Annotated in this window: 3 protein-coding genes; all 3 read left to right on the top strand. The window is 61.5% G+C overall.

Annotated elements, in window-relative coordinates:
* Positions 1 to 33: 33 nt before the first annotated feature.
* Entirely contained in the window at positions 34 to 588 is a 555-nt protein-coding gene (locus tag ACH4F2_RS35935) for a hypothetical protein (RefSeq protein WP_128636527.1), read from the top strand.
* A 15-nt stretch (positions 589 to 603) separates the two neighbouring features.
* Entirely contained in the window at positions 604 to 1,236 is a 633-nt protein-coding gene (locus ACH4F2_RS35930; protein ID WP_234551538.1) for a translation initiation factor IF-2 N-terminal domain-containing protein, read from the top strand.
* A 9-nt stretch (positions 1,237 to 1,245) separates the two neighbouring features.
* On the top strand, positions 1,246 to 1,778 hold a 533-nt coding region (locus ACH4F2_RS35925), incomplete at its 3' end, for an N-acetylmuramoyl-L-alanine amidase (RefSeq protein ID WP_398136800.1).

Genomic DNA, 1,778 nt, shown 5'->3' with positions numbered 1-1,778 from the left:
GGGTGGGGCTAGACGATCTCAATCGTCAACGAATTGCTTTCCGCGACTATCCAGATGCTCGGGGATCTCACAGCGATGATCCCCGGCGTGCCGCCTCTCGGCGGTGCTGCTGACGCGGTGCTCAAACCGCTCTACACGGACACCATCTTGGCGTGGATGTCCGTCGATTCACCTCAGCGCAAAAACAATTCGGGGTGGTCACGGTACTTCGAGTACTTCCAGGACGGCGCTGACAAGGCGTACACACTCAGCTCGCTCCTGGTGCTCCGTGCCGGCTTCTACGCGACCAAGACGTGGTTCACGCACGAACTGGCCATCTCTGATGCGGCTCCGTTCCTCGTCGGGGACAACGGACTCGGTCACTTCTTCCTCGGTGATCGAATCGGGGCAACGATCCCTGGTGACTTCACCGGGGAGGTGTACGTCGATCGGGTGTGCAGGCTCTCGCTGGCCTGGGACCGCGACGCGAATCCCGAATGGATGCCGGTCATCGGCGACAACCGTGCGCTGCAGGACCCAGGGCAGCGCGCCATGGAACTGATCGAAGACATCAAGGCGGCAATACACGACCTCGGCGTCAATTTCTGAACCAAGGAGACTCACATGTCAGTCGACGAGTTCCCGTTGCGGGACAACTCAAATCTGGACGATCCGGAAGAGATGTTCTTGCATCTCCTCGTCGGACTGCCCGGGATGAAGGGTGCGCCACTCCCATTCCCGGTGTCGTATCTGCGTCAGGTGTCGCGCCGCCTTTACGACGGCGGCGCGCGCCTGGTCGCAGACCCCACCATCGAGTACCACCCGCCACGAACCGGCGACGTCAACTCGATGTTCTCGGCAGGCACGTGGAAGCCGGTCGGCACCGCGAAAGAACCACCGATCGACGTCGACATCTCCAGACTTCCCGACTCCATCCGAAAAGAGCTCGTTCGGCAGCTCATCGCGTCCGGTGAGATCCCCGGGATCGACCCCACTGTCGGACAGGACATCCCCGACATCCTTCGCGGTCCGAACGCGCCGGAGAAACCGAAGGCGGAATCGAAGTCCGACCCGAAGTCTGTGCCCGCCGAGGACCTCCGTATCCGCGTCCGTGAAGTCGCGAAGCAGTGCGGGGTGTCGAACAAGACCGCGCTCAAAGCCCTCAAGGAAATCGGGAGCGACGTCAAATCCGTCAACGCGGCGATCGATCGCAGTACCGCATTCAAGTTGTACGGCCTTCTGGCCCAACCACGTTAGGAGACAGCCATGGAATGGACGGGCGATCCCGTATTTCTCGAACAGGTCATTCGGGATGCGGGAGTGAGTGTCAGCCTCTATCCCGGCGCCCTTGATCGAGGGCAGGGCGATTTCTACAAAATCTGGGGGATCGTCGACCATCACACCGGCGCACCAGTCGGAAGTAACCCCGGCCCCGGCGCAATCGCGAAACACCCCACCCTCGGCCTCGCATCCCAGATTCATTTGTCCCGCAAGGGCATCGCAACCATCTGCGGTGTCGGCATCGCCTACCACGCAGGAGCGGGTTCCTGGCCCGGCATCACCCAGAACGCAGCAAACCAGGTCACGATCGGCATCGAGGCCGAGAATAGTGGTACCGAAGGCTGGTCATCCGAACAGTATTGGGCGTACGTCCGCATCAATGCGGCGATTCTCCGCAAGCTCGGGCATCCGTCGTCTCGCACGATCGGTCACAAGGAATGGGCGAAGGTCCAAGGCAAGTGGGATCCGGGCGGGATGGACATGGATAAGTTCCGCGCGGACGTCGGCAACGTGATCGC

The organism is Streptomyces sp. NPDC017890 (assembly GCF_044328675.1).
Lineage (GTDB): Bacteria > Actinomycetota > Actinomycetes > Streptomycetales > Streptomycetaceae > Streptomyces.
Note: the sequence above shows the minus strand (reverse complement) of the source record. Positions and strands in the feature narration are given on the sequence as shown.

Coding starts and splice junctions, on each gene's coding strand:
- ACH4F2_RS35930 (WP_234551538.1), top strand. CDS start 604: ATGTCAGTCGACGAGTTCCCGTTGCGGGACAACTCAAATCTGGACGAT.